This window comes from Nonomuraea sp. 3N208, from assembly GCF_052245935.1.
Taxonomy (GTDB): Bacteria; Actinomycetota; Actinomycetes; order Streptosporangiales; family Streptosporangiaceae; genus Nonomuraea.
This window is the reverse complement of sequence record NZ_JBQQBR010000026.1, coordinates 90,381-104,080: the sequence shown is the minus strand read 5'-3', so window position 1 is coordinate 104,080 and position 13,700 is coordinate 90,381. Positions and strand designations below refer to the sequence as shown.

At 70.2% G+C, this 13,700-nt stretch carries 11 protein-coding genes; all 11 read right to left on the bottom strand.

Features of this window, described 5'->3' with window-relative positions; genetic code table 11:
* Position 1: 1 nt before the first annotated feature.
* Complete coding sequence (locus ACTWPT_RS34855) at positions 2 to 181, bottom strand: MbtH family protein (protein WP_443181761.1); 180 nt, start codon at positions 179 to 181, stop codon at positions 2 to 4.
* Entirely contained in the window at positions 178 to 1,638 is a 1,461-nt protein-coding gene (locus tag ACTWPT_RS34850) for an amino acid adenylation domain-containing protein (protein WP_443181760.1), read from the bottom strand. The genes ACTWPT_RS34855 and ACTWPT_RS34850 overlap by 4 nt, the downstream gene beginning before the upstream one ends.
* Positions 1,639 to 1,666: 28 nt before the next feature.
* A complete protein-coding gene (locus ACTWPT_RS34845) occupies positions 1,667 to 2,842 on the bottom strand; it encodes a glycosyltransferase (RefSeq protein ID WP_443181759.1) in 1,176 nt (391 codons plus the stop codon).
* The gene (locus ACTWPT_RS34840) at positions 2,839 to 3,105 is read right to left on the bottom strand and encodes a phosphopantetheine-binding protein (RefSeq protein WP_443181758.1); all 267 of its coding nucleotides are present in this window, start codon (positions 3,103 to 3,105) and stop codon (positions 2,839 to 2,841) included. Before ACTWPT_RS34840 ends, ACTWPT_RS34845 begins: the two co-directional genes overlap by 4 nt.
* A 337-nt stretch (positions 3,106 to 3,442) precedes the next feature.
* Positions 3,443 to 3,628, bottom strand: a complete 186-nt coding sequence (locus tag ACTWPT_RS34835; RefSeq protein ID WP_443181757.1) for a hypothetical protein — start codon at positions 3,626 to 3,628, stop codon at positions 3,443 to 3,445.
* A gap of 454 nt (positions 3,629 to 4,082) precedes the next feature.
* On the bottom strand, positions 4,083 to 5,567 hold the full coding sequence (locus ACTWPT_RS34830) for a M81 family metallopeptidase (RefSeq protein ID WP_443181756.1): 1,485 nt from the start codon (positions 5,565 to 5,567) through the stop codon (positions 4,083 to 4,085).
* The gene (locus ACTWPT_RS34825) at positions 5,564 to 6,439 is read right to left on the bottom strand and encodes a carbohydrate ABC transporter permease (RefSeq protein WP_443181755.1); all 876 of its coding nucleotides are present in this window, start codon (positions 6,437 to 6,439) and stop codon (positions 5,564 to 5,566) included. Before ACTWPT_RS34825 ends, ACTWPT_RS34830 begins: the two co-directional genes overlap by 4 nt.
* Positions 6,429 to 7,301: a carbohydrate ABC transporter permease gene (locus tag ACTWPT_RS34820; RefSeq protein WP_443181754.1), complete on the bottom strand. Its 873-nt coding sequence runs from the start codon at positions 7,299 to 7,301 to the stop codon at positions 6,429 to 6,431. Before ACTWPT_RS34820 ends, ACTWPT_RS34825 begins: the two co-directional genes overlap by 11 nt.
* Positions 7,302 to 7,391: 90 nt before the next feature.
* Positions 7,392 to 8,660, bottom strand: coding sequence for an ABC transporter substrate-binding protein (locus ACTWPT_RS34815; RefSeq protein WP_443181753.1), 1,269 nt, complete (start codon positions 8,658 to 8,660; stop codon positions 7,392 to 7,394).
* A 35-nt stretch (positions 8,661 to 8,695) separates the two neighbouring features.
* Complete coding sequence (locus ACTWPT_RS34810; RefSeq protein WP_443181752.1) at positions 8,696 to 11,359, bottom strand: endo-beta-N-acetylglucosaminidase; 2,664 nt, start codon at positions 11,357 to 11,359, stop codon at positions 8,696 to 8,698.
* Positions 11,359 to 13,692 carry a glycoside hydrolase family 3 N-terminal domain-containing protein gene (locus tag ACTWPT_RS34805; RefSeq protein ID WP_443181751.1) on the bottom strand — a complete coding sequence of 778 codons (2,334 nt, stop codon included), beginning with the start codon at positions 13,690 to 13,692 and terminating at the stop codon, positions 11,359 to 11,361. The genes ACTWPT_RS34810 and ACTWPT_RS34805 overlap by 1 nt, the downstream gene beginning before the upstream one ends.
* Between the last annotated feature and the right edge of the window lie 8 nt (positions 13,693 to 13,700).

Below are 13,700 nucleotides of genomic sequence, written 5' to 3'. Positions count from 1 at the left end.
CTCACCCCCCGCCGCGCACGCTCAGGGGACGCATGTCGGTCCACACGGTCTCGATGTGCGCCAGGCATTCCTCAGGGGTCCCGGCGAAGCCGGTGGCCCGCCAGCCGGGGGGCAACTCCCGGTCCGCGGTCCAGACGGAGTACTGCTCTTCGTGGTTGACAACCACCAGCACGTCGCTCACACCATCTCCTCAAGAGCGCGCCGATCGATCTTTTTGTTGGGGGTGAGTGGCAGGGAGTCCAGGTGGATCACCCGGGTCGGCACCATGTACGCGGGCAGGATCGCGGCCAGCCGGGTGCGTAGGTCAGGACAGTCACCGACCACGAACGCCACCAGGGCGTCGCCGGACACGGACGCCACGGCCTGCCGCACGCCGGGCAGCTCCTCCATGGCGGCCTCCACCTCGCCGAGCTCCACCCGGTAGCCGCGCACCTTCACCTGGGTGTCGGCTCGATGCAGGTATTCCAGAGCGCCATCCGTACGGCGCACGATGTCGCCGGTCAGGTAGAGCCTGCCGCCGGGCTCGCCGTACGGGTCGGGGACGAAACGTTCGGCGGTCAGCGCGGGCCGGCCGAGGTAGCCGTCGGCCACGCCCACCCCGCCGATGGCGAGCTCGCCCTGGCTGACCTGGTTCAGCCGGTCGTCCACGACGTGGACCGTGGCGCCGGGCAGCGGGCCGCCGATCGAGATCGTCTCCGGCTCCTGTGGCACCTCCCACGAGGTGGCCCAGACGGCCGCCTCGGTCGGGCCGTACATGTTGATCAGCCGTCCTACCCGGGGGCGCAGGTCCCTGGCCAGGGCCGCGGGCAGCGCCTCGCCGCCGATCAGCGCGGTCAGCCGCGGGTTGCGGAACCCGGCGTACAACAGGACCCGCCAGCCCGACGGGGTGGCCTGCATGTGGGTCACACCCTCGCGCTCGATCAGCGCGGCTAGCCGTTTACCGAGGATCGCGGCCTTGGGCTCGACGAGGACCAGCCGCCCTCCGGTCAGAAGCGGCAGGTAGAGCTCGGGCACGGACATGTCGAAGGTGAGGGCGGCGGCCGAGAGCCAGACGTCGTCGGCCGTCGACGCCACCAGCTCGCGCATACCGGCGAGAAGGTTGGCCAGCGCCCGGTGCGACACGATCACGCCTTTGGGGCGGCCGGTCGAGCCCGAGGTGTAGATGACGTACGCCGGGGATGCGGGGTCCTGAGGCACGGTGGGGACATGTGCGGCTGGAGGCGGTCCCTCCTCCAGCCGCGGTGCCGGCACCGCGTCCTCGTCCAGCCGCAGCGCCGGCACCACGGTCGTGACGGGCTCGCCCGCGATCACCTGCAGCCGCGCGCCCGAGTCGGCCAGCACGAGCTCGATGCGGGCCGCCGGGTGCGCGGGATCGAGCGGCAGGTAGGCCGCGCCGGTCCTCAGGACGGCGAGCATCGCCGTCACGCAGGCCGCCGACTTGCCCGCGCAGATGCCCACGAGGGTGCCCGGTCCCGCGCCGGCCGCGGCGAGCCGGGCGGCCAGCCGGTCCACGGCCGCCTCCAGCGCGGCATAGGTCAGGCGCTCGTCGCCGGCGACGAGCGCGATCCGGTCCGGTGTGCTCGCCGCCTGGCGCGCGAATAATTCAACAACGTTTGGGAGCGCTCCCAAAATGGGCACTGTCTACTCCGGTTACAGTCCGGCCGAGTCAGGCGCTCAGCAGCTCTTCGATGGCCTCGGCGGCCGCCCGCAGCCCAGGCTGCGCGGCCTCCGAGTACATGGCCACCCGCTCGTGGTAGCCGTCGGCGTCCAGGGCGGCACGCAGCAGGGGACCGATCTCCTCCGGGGTCCAGCGCCGCTCGGGCAACCAGGACCCAAGCCCGAGCCTGGCCAGGCGCATGCCGTTGTCGGAACGATCGAAACCGTGCGCCAGCAGCACCTGCGGGACCCCCGCGGCCACGGCTCTGACGACGGTGCCGATCCCACCGTGGTGCAGCACCGCCCGGGCACGCGCCATGACCTGATGGAAGGGCAGGTGCGGGAACCAGGAAATGCCCGTGGGCAGGCGGTCGGGCACCAGGTCCCGATGCCTGGCCACGACGAGAGCGGGCACCTCCGCGGCCGCGCACGCCGCCACGGCGGCCGCGTAGAACCGCTCGTGGATCATGCGGCCGGTTCCGCCCGTCACGATCACCGCGCCGCGGTCGAGGAGGCGCTCGGCCTCCGGCGGAACCGGGTCCAGGAAGGTGTCGTCACCATAGGGCGCCCCGGTCAGGCGCGCACGCGACGGCGCGGCGACCCCGGCCCGGTCGAACCACTCCGGCCACAACCCCAGGTGGAGCCGGGCCGAGGTGAACCAGGAGGCCCAGTCGTCGACCGGCGCCAGCCCGAGCACCGCGCGCACGGCGTCGAGCCGGTCGCTCATGGTCTCCCGGTACATGTGCACGGCAGGACGTTCGGACATGTACTGCACCGGCGTCACGGCGACCCATGCGGTCGGCACCTCCAGCGCCTCGCCGGCGAAGAGCGTCGAGATCGCCGTGGTGTGGCGCCCCACGAACACCGTCTCCCCGGGCACGTGACGGGCCTTGAGCACCTCGCATTCGAAGCTGATCTGGTCGAACAGCCCGATGGCGTCGTAGAAGCTCCGCCAGCGGTCCATCCCGGCGCCGAGCAGCATCGGCGTGTCCGCGAGGTACCGCTCGTAGTCGCGCTCGGTGTCGATGGGCGTGAACTCCAGGCCTTCGCGCCGGGCCACTGTCTCGAAGGGGGCGTGCGTGAGGATCTCCACCCGGTGCCCGCGCTCCCGCAGGATCCGCCCCAGGCCCACGAACGGCAGGACATCGCCATGCGTGCCATGCGTGACCATGATGACGGTCGTCAAGAGGGCTCCCCGGTCGCGGCCAGGGTCCGAGACCCCTCCTCGATCGCTCGCGCCGCCTCGGCGACCGTCAATCCCTCGACGAAGAGCACCTCCACCGGCAACTCGATCCGGAACTCGCTCTCCACCATCGCCAGGAACTGGACCATCGCCAGCGACTGGCCTCCCAACTCGAAGAAGTCCTGGTCCGCAGAGGTAACGTCGACACCGAGAATCTCCGACCACAACCGCATGACCTCGGTTTCGAGCACACCGAGCATCGCCATAACACCTTCTCCTCGTAGCGCAGAAAGGACGCCCGTCGCCAAGCGGTCGAAGGAACCGTGCGCCTTCAGTGGCGCTCATCGCCTGCGAAGGGTTTAACACCCTGGGCGCGGATCACGCGCCCGCCTTCCGAGATCATGGTTCACCCGCGAACCGAAACGCTAGGCTCGCGTCAGCGGGCGGGTCAACCTTTTCAGAGTCATCTTCACTTCTGTTAGGAGAGCGGTTGGGAGCGCTCCCAATAGTGCCTCGATCACTTCCCGGCAGCGGCCGGGTGCCGGGAGTGCCCCGGCTGGGGAGCGCGGATCTAGCGCGGAGTCGGCGGGCGCCCAGGCCACTTCACCCGGCGCGTACGGGCATGAAGCCGTTCAATGAGATCGCGATGCCGGCGCAGGACGGTATCCGGGCGGTCGAGAAACCGCACGGGAGCACGACCTCTCGCCGGGCAAGGATCTCGACGTCCTTGTCCCGATCTACCCCGGGCAACGACCGCAGCGCGGTGAAGGCGTTCAGACGAAAGAGCACGAGTGATCATCCTGCCTCGGTCCCCTTCCGAGAGCCGAAGCGGGCTCCCACCAGAAGGAGCCGGGCAAGGCGGATGACCTGCACGGATGAGATCATCGGCAGACACAGTCTCGGCGACCGCCATCGAACCCCCTTTCACCGGGCGCAACGCACCGCGATACCCGTGCGGGCAGAACAGCGCGCGTTGTCGACGGTAGAGCGTGCCGGTATGCGCGAGGTATATCGGCGCTGGCTCTCGCTACACGAGCTCATCCCACGGAGCCGGTCCGGGCTACAGCAACGCCCGCATCCGCTCCGCCTGAGTGGCACTGGCCTCTCCGTACGCCCGATGCTCCGATGAGAGGACCGTAAGGTGGCGCGGGTTGAGTCCTTTTTGAGGATCCGTTGAGCGGCTTCAGTCAGGCGGGCATACGCCGGCCGGCTGACCTTCCATGGGCGCGGCCGGGGCACGCGGTCATCTGTAGAGCACCGCCGTGAGGTCGGGTTCGGCGTCGAAGGAGTCGAAGGGGAACATGGGGCGCGTGATCCGCTCGTACCCGAGTCGGTCGAGGTCCTGGTCGACCGGTCCCGGCGTGAGCGCGAGCGTCCAGCCTGCCGCGATGGCGTAGAGGGTGGGCTCGAGGTAGCCGATTTTGGTGACGATGATGTCGGCTTCCTTCGGTTCGAGTCCGATGGCGCGGAAGCCGGCGACGTCGTGGAACGCCTTGCGGAACTCGGTGATGACCACATGGAGACCGCCACGGCGTACGACGGCCGTGCGTCCGGCGGCGGGGTCTCCTTCGAAGCGTGCGACGAGGATCCCCTCGACGAGCGCCGGACCGCTGACCCGGGAGTCGACACGCGCCCCCGCGGTGACCGAGACCTCGGAGCCCGGTTCGGCGGAGAAGAGCTCGTCGATCGCGGCCGCGTCGAAGACGGAGGCACAATACGTCACCGGCGCGTCGTCCGCGGTGAGTGCGGGCATCCGGAGGAGGCGGCGGAGTGTCCAGGTGACGTCTCCGGTGCCCCCCGCGCCGGGGTTGTCGCCGGAGTCGCTGATGAGGTACGGCTTGGCGGTCGCGGCGAGCGCGCGCTCCACGCCTTCCTCAAGGGTGCCGGGCGGGCCGACGAAGCCGAACGCGCCGCGGACCGCCCACAACTCGCCGGCCAGCCCGCTTGCCGCGTCGCGTACCTTGGCCGCGTCGGTGCCGGAGACGACGACGCTCGCGTGGCAGCGTGGCTCGTCGGCCCAGGCATATCCGATCCAGATCGACGCGTCGGTGATGCCCTCGCTCGCCTCGATGGGCGGGATCCGCCGGTAGAGACTCTTGGCCGGTTCGACGCGCGTGCTCGTCTTCTCGCCCGGCAGCAGGATCGGGACCCGGGACCACGCGCGTACGGGCCGTTGCCCCGTACGCAGGTGATGGACCAGGTTGCGCGCGGCCCGCTCCCGGGTTTCGAGTGCGTCCTCATGCGGTGCCAGGCGGAAACACGTGATCAGCTCGCACGCTCGTACGAATCGCTCGGAGAGGTTGCCGTGCAGGTCCATCGAGGCCGAGATGAGCGGTCCTGAGCCGACCGCCGCGCGGATCGCGGCGACGAGGTCGCCCTCGGCGTCGTCCATGTGCTCAACGCTCATGGCGCCGTGGACGTCGAGGAGGATGCCGTCGAGCGGCTCGCGTTCGTGTTCGCGGCGCAGTCCCTCGGCGATGCGCTCACGGAAGTCGGCATAGACGCCGGCTTGGACCCGTCCGCCTGGGATGGACCGGGCGTGGAAGATCCCGGTCCACCGTGCCGAGGCGGCCAGCTCGGAGCCCGGCGCGAGGAACGCGTACCGGCCGACGACCTCGTCGCCGCCGAAGGTCGTGAAGTCCCGGTAGCCGGCCCGATGTGGCGAGTACGCGCTGGACTCGATCCACATCCCGGCCACCGCGATCCGGGGCCGCCACGCGTCGGTCACCGTCCCCCTAGCCCTGAGGTCGCGATGCCCTTGACCAGGTGCTTCTGCAGGGCGATCACGAGGATGGTCGTCGGGATCATCGAGATGATGGAGGCGGCCATCTGCAGGTCCCACCGGGTTCCGTTCTGGGTCGAGAAGCTCGCCAGGCCGATCGGCAGCGTGCCGCGGGCCGGGTAGTCGTTGACCGTGATGAGCGGCCACAGGTAGCTGTTCCAGTAGTTGAGGAAGGTGAAGACGGCGAGCACGGCGAGCGCCGGGCCCGCGAGCGGCAGGATCACCCGCAGGAAGGTGCGCAGCGGCCCCGCCCCGTCGACGCGTGCGGCCTCCTCCAGCTCGTACGGGATCCCGCGGAAGAACTGCCGCATGAGGAAGGTGCCGAACGCGGTGAAGGCCCACGGGAGGACGAGCGACTGGTACGTGTCGACCCAGCCGAACCACTGCATGAGGACGAACATCGGGATGACGAGCACCTCCTGCGGCACCATGAGGGTGCCGAGGAAGAGCACGAAGAGGATGTCGCGCCCCGGCCAGCGCAACCGGCCGAACGCGTAGCCGGCCGTGGCCGACACCACGAGCACGACGGCCACGCCCGCGATCGAGACGAGGAACGAGTTCGTGACGTAGGTGGCGAACGGCGCGTAGGTGAAGACCTCGGTGAAATTCTCCCACCGGAACTGGGAGCCGAAGAGGCTCGGCGGCGTCTGCAGGACCTCGCGCGAGGGCTTGAAGGCGGAGAAGACGGCGTAGACGAGCGGCGCGGCGAAGACGACCGCCGCGATCACCGCCGTGGCGTACGCGACGACGGTGCCGAACCGCGAGTGCCCCTCCCCGCCGCGGCGCCGCCCGCCGCCGTCAGGCTGGTCAGTGCTCATAGTGCACCCACCGCGTCTGGGCTCGGAACTGCACGGCCGTCACGCCGATGATGAGCGCGAACAGGATCCAGGCGGCGGCCGCCGCGAGCCCGAGATCCTGGAACTCGAATCCCGTGTTGTAGATGAACATCACCAGCGGCATCGTCGAGGTGCCCGGGCCGCCCCCCGTCAGGAGCTGCGGCTGCGCGAACACCTGCAGCGACGAGATGATCGTCATGACCGTGGCGAAGAAGATCGCCGGTGAGATGAGCGGAAGCGTGACGTGCGCCAGGATGCGCCAGCCGCGCGCGCCGTCGATGCGAGCGGCTTCGATCACGGATGCGGGCAGCTGCTCGAGCGCGGCGGTCAGCACGAGCATGTTGTAGCCCATGCCGGCCCACACGCTCATGACGACGATCGCGATCATCGCCCAGTCGGCGTCGGCGAGGAAGGTCGGCAGCTCGATCCCCAACATCGTCCGCGACATGCCGTTGAGCAGGCCGTCCGGTTGCAGGATCAGCTTCCAGACCAGGACGTTGGCGACGATCGGGGTGACCACCGGGATGAAGAACAGCACGCGGAACACCGCACGTCCGCGGATCCGCGGCCCCAGGAGCAGGGCGAGACCCAAGGCGACGACGAGGTTGATCGGCACGTACAGGACGGTGAAGACGATCGAGTTGCGCAGAGCGGGCCAGAAGTCCGGGCTCGACGTGAGCAGCTCGGTGTAATTGCCGAGCCCGTTGAAGCTGCGCTCGCCGAAGATGGGCCAGTCGAACAGGCTCATGATGATCGCGAGGCCGACGGGGATCACCGTGAACAGGGAGAGCCCGGCGACGGCGGGCGTGATGAACCCGAGCGCCTGCCACCGTTCGTGCCGCATAAGGGCGCCCCTGCGCCCGGTCTCAGCGCGCACGAGGGCGCCCGCGCGCCGGCTACCGCTTCGCCGCGTTGTCACGGCTCCTCCCGGGTGTCACTGGGCGAAACGCTGCTGCAGGCCGGCGAGCGCGTCGGCCATCGTCTTCTGACCGGCGTAGACACTCACCAGTTCCTGCGGGAAAGCGGTCGTGATCTGCGTCCACTTCTCGGTCACCCGCTGCGCGGACGCGCCGTCGAAGGCGGACCTGAAGGCAGCGGTGAGCTTCTCCTTCGACTCGGCGGGCAGCGCCTGGAAGTACAGCGGCTGGCTGCCGAGCTGTGCGGGGTAGCCGCCCTGCTCCGCGATCACCGCCTGCACCTTCGGCCCGGCGAGGGCCCCGAGGACCTTGAGCGCGGCCTGCTTGTTCGCGCAGTTGGCGGCGATGCCGTAGCCCGAGCCGAGGGTGACGCCGAAGGGGCCGGCCGGGCCGCCGGGGAGGCGGACCGCGCCTCCGGTGAACGGCATGTCCTTGCCCGTGTACTTGGCGGCGTTCCATGAGCCGTCGATGATCATGGCGGCCTTGCCTGTCTCGAACTGGCCGGGGTCCCAGGCCGACTCGGAGGCCGACGGCACGGCGTTCGAGACGCGGCTCTGGGTGACGAGTCCGGCGTACCACTCGGCCGCCTTGACGAAGGCCGGGTTGGTGAGGTCGAGCCTGCCGTCCTGGGTCACCACCTGCGTGCCCGCCTTCGCCATGGGAAGGGAGAGCCACTGGAACTCGTCGATGCTGACCGCGAATCCCTTGACGCCGGTCTTCGCGGTGATGGTCTTCGCGGCGGCCTCGAAGTCGTCGACCGTCCAGGTGTTCGTCGGCTCCGCGACGCCTGCCTTCTTGAACAGGTCGGCGTTGTAGAACAGGAACATGGTCGCCGTGTCGTACGGGAGACCGTAGAGCTTGCCGCCGTGCTCCATGACGCTCAGCGCGGCCGGGTCGTAGTCGCCGCGCGAGATGCCGGCGGCCTTGAGGTCCTCGTCGGTCAGCGGCGTCAGCGCGGCGGTGTAGCCGGAGAGCCGCTGGCCGTTCATCGCGGTGACGCAGGCGAGCTTGCCCGAGGCCAGGTTGGCGTTGAGCTTGGTGAAGTAGTCCGCCCAGGGCGCGGTCTGGAGCTCGATCTTCACATTCGGAACGAGCTGCTGCGCCCCGGCCATCTGGGCTTCGAGCTTCTTCGTGGACTCGTTGTCGCCCGACCACATGCTCCACGTGATCGTCGCGCCGGAGCCGCCGGCGGATCCCTCACCGGACCCGCCAGAGCTGGAGCCGCAGGCGCTGGTCGCGGTCACGATGACGGCGGCCACGGCTGAGAGTGCGATTCGAAGGTGCATGATCAACCTTTCGCTCGTGTGCCGCGCCTTCGCGATCAGTTGCCTCGGAGCACGGTCGTGACCTTGTTGCCGGCGTAGTCCTCCAAAATGGCGACCACCTTGCTGGTGGCGCTGGACATGGTCACCGTTTCGGCGGCACGTGTGGTGCGGCCGCGGATGATGTACGGCTTGGCGCCCGAGTTGTACGTCGTCGCGAACGTCTTCGGCTGGCCGTCCTCAAGGATGGTCAGGGTGTGCCAGTCCGGAAGGGTCGGCCGGGAGAACGTGAACGTGTTCCCGTTGATCGTCACCGCCGAGGCCGGGTAGGCGCTGATCTCGGTGTCGGCGAACGTCCCGCGTACCCCGGTGGCCGTGCCCGTTCCCGCCCGCACGGTGAGGAGGTAGGCGGCCCCGTTGACGGGCACGCCGGTCAGCGTCGTGCCCGTGCCGGTCACCGTGACTTCCTTGGTGTACGGGCGGGCCGTGTCAAGGCTGCGGACCTTCACGGTGATGGGCTCGCCGGACGGCGGCGGCGTCCAGGCGGCGGTCAGCGTGCCATCCGGCTTCGCCTGCGCGGTCACCTGGCTCGGCGCCGTGGCCCGGTCGAACGACACGGTCGCGGCAGGGCTCTCCGACCCGTCGTGGCCGACCGCCACCAGCTTGATCGTCCCTGACGTGGCCGTGAATCGCTTGACGTAGTAAACGTCGTCATAGATTCCACCAAGATAGGTGTCATCCAGGTAGACGTCGTAGCGGCGCACCTCGTCGTAGCCGGCACGCTTCCACGACAGGAACAGCTCACCGGTCTCCGGCAGCAACTGGGTGATCCGCAGGCCCTTGGGCGTGGCGGGCGTGTGATCGACGCCGTCGCGCAGGACCAAGGAACCCAGGTTGACCTGGTAGCCGGAGATCGGCTGGGCACCGGCGGCGACGACCAGGCCGAGCGCGGCGACACGCTGACCGGCGTACGCCGACAGGTCGGCCGACCGGGTCGTCCAGCCCGTGGTGCGCTGTCCCGAGCCGGTCAGCGGCAGTTGGATCACCTTGGCGGGGTCGGAGGCCAGGACGAGCCTGAGCCGGAGTTCGGAGTCGTCACTCGCCGACGGCTTGTTGTAGGTCAGCTCAAGGGTCGAGCTCTTGGCGACCTTCAGGTCCGTCTTGTAGAGCCGCACGGTGTTGTCGCTGTCGAGCGTGCCGCTGAGGACGAGAGAGCTGCCGCCGTCGTAGGCGCCGATCTTCTGGTACGAGAACCGGCTCGCCGGTGTGTACGCGGGGCCGTAGTCGAAGTCGGCGCTGAGGGGCGTTCCGGCTGCGTCGATCCACCACTGCCAGGTCACCGGGATGTCCTGGAGGTTGATGTTGCCCCACTCCTTCGGGTTGGACAGCCGGCCCTTGGTCCAGGTGGACAGGCCGTGGCCGGTGTTGAAGGAGGTGGCGAACGTGGTGCCGGTGATGACCGAGCGTTCGGCGATGTACTCGGAGATCCCCTTCCAGGTGCCCTCCGGCGTGGTGGTGCCCTGTGAGGAGCCGGTCCACCAGCGGCGTTCCCGGTCGAAGACGTCGCGCTGGGCGGCGTCGTTCGTCTTGTCGGCGTAGTCGGAGGAGACGAAGTCGGCGCCGAGGGTGGCGATGGCGTTCATCGGCGCACCGGCCGCGTCGAGGTTGTCCTCGAGGTTGTAGGGCTGGTTGAACTGGTCTTTCCCGGCCTCCACACCGGCGAAGACGCTTTTGCGGGAGTCCATGCCGAGGCCGGCGGCGTAGCTCTTGGAGTCGGTGAGTTTGGTCCTGTTCCACCAGTAGTTGAGGAAGATGGAGTCGGACACGTCGCCGAGCTGCGGGTCGCGCACGAACGGGCCGTTGACCGCGTTGAACTCGTTCTGGTACGAGATCGCCCCGGTGGAGTTGTGGATGGAGTCGTACCACTGCACGTAGAGGCCGCCCTCGCGCAGTGCCTGCAGAAACTGCTTGTAGACCGGGATGTCCGCCGGCGCGACCCGCGACTCCTGGTTGATGAAGTAGCCGTCGAAGCCGTAGAACTTGGCGACCTGAATGAGCTTGTCGGCGACGGGGAAGCCGCCGTCGGCGTCGCGGACCAGGAGTTCGGAGTAGGTCTGGTCGCCGCGGTCGTTGTCGGAGAAGAAGATGCAGCCCAGCGAGCGCACCCCGTTCGCGTGGGCCGCGTTGGTGTAGCCGGGGTTGGGCAGGTTGAGCATCCCGAACTCGAACCACTTCTCCCGCCAGTCGGCGGTCGGGTCGTAGTAGCTCACCGGCACCCCCTCGGTGGGCATGCCGTGCCAGGAGGCGTAGAAGTCGGCGTACTGCCAGTAGTTGAAGAGGTACTGGCTGAACTCGTTGGTGTAGGGGTGGCTTTCGAAGAAGGCGTTGCCGTAGTCGCCGGCCAGGCTCAGCAGCTGGGTATCGGCGGGCAGGGCCGGATTGCGCTGCGTGGCGGCGTTGGCGGGGTTGCGCTTCTGGAGCGGCACCTTCGCGCGTAACAGCTCGGCGTGGGCCTCGTCGGCGGGGTTCCAGCGCAGCAGGTCGGTGGCGGAGTAACCGTGCTGGTAGGGCTGGTTGGCGCCGACCGCGCTCTCGCCCGTCCAGGGCAGCGTGTCGCTGGCCGCGGCGCCGCCGGCGGCGAGCACGACGGCGAGCATCGCGGCCAGGGCGGCGATGCCTGCGCGGGTCGCGGCCCGCCTGCCGGTGCGATGTGATCGGGCCATCACAACTCCTCACTGTGCGAAAAGGGCTCGGCCGGGATGGCGGCCTGGGGGTGGCTGGGCGGACGGATGGTCTCGTGGAGGTCTTCGACGTACAGGTCGGTGCGGGCCCGGTCGCCCGCGCCCTCGGCGAAGCAGCGCGCGGCGGGCAGATTCCACACAACGGTGGCGCGGGCGCCCGGCGGGACGGTGACCCTGCGGAAGGCGAGCACCTCGCGCAGGCGAGGCAGCACGACGCCTCCGGCACGGCGCCCGAACAGCGGCACGATCACCTCGGCGACCTCGGCTTCGGGGCCGGCGGGGTTGATGACCTGGACGCTCACCTGGACCGTGGCCGCGTGCACCTCTGCGGTCAGGCGGTCGAACAGCACGGGCCGGTAGCGCAGGCCGGAGCCGAAGGGAAAGAGCACCGGGTCCGGCGCGTCCTGGTAGACGCCGGAGGCCGGGTGCCGGTCGTTGTGGCGTACCGGCACGGCCCCTGGATGGCGTGGCGCGGTGAACGGCAGGCGGCCGACCGGCTCGTAATCGCCGAGCAGCGCGTCGACGATCGCGTGGCCTCCGTGCGGGCCGGGGTAGCCGGCCCACAGCAGGGCATCGGTGCCGGCCAGCGCGCCGGTGAGCACATGCGGACGCCCGGCGATGACGACGGCCACCACGGGGCAGCGGGCCTGTGCGCTGACGGCGGCGACCAGGTCGTCCTGATCGCCGGGCAGGGAGAGGTCGGCCAGGTCCACGCCTTCACCGGAGGTCGCGACGGCCGCCGGGCCGGCGATCGCCCCGTTGGCGGCGAAGTCCTCCGCGTAGGTGCGGTGGCTCGTCCCGCCGAGCGCCAGGATCACGACGTCGGCGCCGCTCAGATCTGCCGCAGTGGGCATTCCGGATGCGCACGTCACCTCGGCGCCGGGTAGCGCCTGCCGCAGGGCGAGGTCCAGGCCGGCGGCCGACTGCTCGGGCAGGGGCGGCACGTAGTCCCCCAGCAGGGTGGTGACGTCGCGGGCGTTGGGGCCGGTGAGGACCGCCTTGGTCAAGGTGCGCCGGTCGAGGGGCAGGAGCCCGCCGGCGTTGTGCAGCAGGACCAAGGACTGCCGAGCCAGGCGACGCGAAAGACGGTCGGTGGCCCGGCGGGCGGCCTCGAGCCCCTCGTCATCAGCGGTAAGAGCCTGTTCAGGCGCGCTTCCGGCAAGCGTGGCCCGCTCACCCGCGCCGTTCGCGGGCGTGGTGCGGCCGTGCGCGGTGCCGCCGTGCGCGGTGACCGCGTGCGGGCTGTTCGCGAGCAGGCCGACGCGGTGCTTGAGAGCGAGCACCCGCCGGCAGGCCGCGTCGACCAGCTCGGCCACCCGTGGGTCCGCCGCGGCGGCCTGTTCCAGGAGGGTGAAGGACTCGTCCCAAAGGGACAGGTCCACGCCGGCCTCCAGCGCGGCCACGGCGGCGGCCGTCGCGTCGCCCGTCATGGTGGTGAGCCGGTCCACGGCCAGGCCGTCGGCCATGACGATGCCGTCGAAGCCACATTCGGCCCGCAGGAAGCCGGTGAGGAGGTCGCGGTTGGCGCAGCACGGCACCCCGTCGATGTCGTTGTAGGCCGCCATGAACCCCAGCGCCCCGGCCTCCACCGCGGCCCGGACCGCCGGGAGATGCAGCTCGCGCAGGTCGCGGGGGCCGATGACGGCGGACTGGCCGTTGCGTCCGCCGACGGCCTCGCCCTGCGCGGCCAGGTGCTTGAGCACGATCGCGACACCGTCGTGCCCCACCGCGCCGCGATCGCTGCCCTGCATGCCGATCACCAGCGCCCCGGTGAGCCCGGCGGCCAGCAGTGGATCTTCTCCGAAGCACTCCTCCGCCCGGCCCCAGCGCGGGTCTCGCAGCAGGTCGAGCGCGGACACCAGGGCCAGGTGCACCCCACTTGCCGCGAGCTCGGCCGCGACGGCGGCCGCGGCCTCGGTCAGCAGCGCCGGATCCCAGCCCGCGGCCACCGCGAGGTTGGTGGGCAGCAGCGTCCCGCCGAGCGCCTGGTGCCCGTGCGGGGCCTCCTCCGACAGCAGCACCCCGATGCGGTGCCGACCGGCCCGCGACACCTCGTCCTGGACGAGGGCGGCGACCTCGGCGCGTTCCTCCGGCCGGATCCCGTTGGCCCAGGAGCGGCCCGACCAGGCGTCGGCGCGGAAGACCCCGTACAGCGCGCCGAGCCCGCCCCACCGGTCGAGCTCGGCACGGGCGAGGTCGGTGAGCCGGAAGCCGCCCCGGGGAGCCCGCTCGACGGCCTGCCAGCCGAAGAGGCGCTGGTTGAGCTGTCCGACCTTCTCCCGCAGGGAGAGCTCGGCGAGGAGGTGTTCAACCACGTCCCCTT

What these genes read in the sequence shown, in the direction of transcription:
- ACTWPT_RS34820 (WP_443181754.1), bottom strand. Translation starts at nt 7,301, where the DNA reads ATGCGGCACGAACGGTGGCAGGCGCTCGGGTTCATCACGCCCGCCGTC.
- ACTWPT_RS34840 (WP_443181758.1), bottom strand. Translation starts at nt 3,105, where the DNA reads ATGGCGATGCTCGGTGTGCTCGAAACCGAGGTCATGCGGTTGTGGTCG.
- ACTWPT_RS34825 (WP_443181755.1), bottom strand. Translation starts at nt 6,439, where the DNA reads ATGAGCACTGACCAGCCTGACGGCGGCGGGCGGCGCCGCGGCGGGGAG.
- ACTWPT_RS34810 (WP_443181752.1), bottom strand. Translation starts at nt 11,359, where the DNA reads ATGGCCCGATCACATCGCACCGGCAGGCGGGCCGCGACCCGCGCAGGC.
- ACTWPT_RS34815 (WP_443181753.1), bottom strand. Translation starts at nt 8,660, where the DNA reads ATGCACCTTCGAATCGCACTCTCAGCCGTGGCCGCCGTCATCGTGACC.